We start from the raw sequence: 465 nt of genomic DNA on the forward strand, positions 1-465 counted from the left end.
GGCGACCCACAGCCGGTGCGGCCGGGCCGCGGTGAAGGCCCGGTCGACCCGGTCCGGTGCACGGTCATGGCTCGGATCGGCGACCGTGGTCGGGGCCTTGTAGCCACCTCGGCGCGCACCACGGATCCCCATCTCGCGCATGAGGCGTTCGACGGTGCAGCGCGCGACACCGATGCCTTCGCGGTTCAGCGCTATCCAGACTTTGCGGGCGCCGTAGACGCCGAAGTTCGCCTCATGGACTCGCCGGATCTCGGCCTTGAGTTCCTCGTCGCGCTGCGCGCGGCCGGAGGCCCCGCGCCGCTTGCGCATCCAGTAGGTCGCTTCGGCGATCCCGATGCCGTGCTCGGTGAGCACCCGGCAGATCGGCTCGACACCGAAACGCTCACGGTGAGCGTCAATGAAGGCGATGATTACCGTTGTGGCCGGTCGAGCTCGGCCGCGAAGAAAGCCGAAGCCGCCTTCAGA

Annotated in this window: 1 pseudogene; it reads right to left on the minus strand. The window is 69.0% G+C overall.

The annotated features are described in order from the left end of the window. Positions 1-465: pseudogene (locus tag JFB92_RS25060) on the minus strand (IS3 family transposase); the annotation flags it as partial.

Source organism: Glycomyces salinus (genome assembly GCF_016428645.1).
GTDB classification, from domain to species: Bacteria; Actinomycetota; Actinomycetes; order Mycobacteriales; family Micromonosporaceae; genus Glycomyces; species Glycomyces salinus.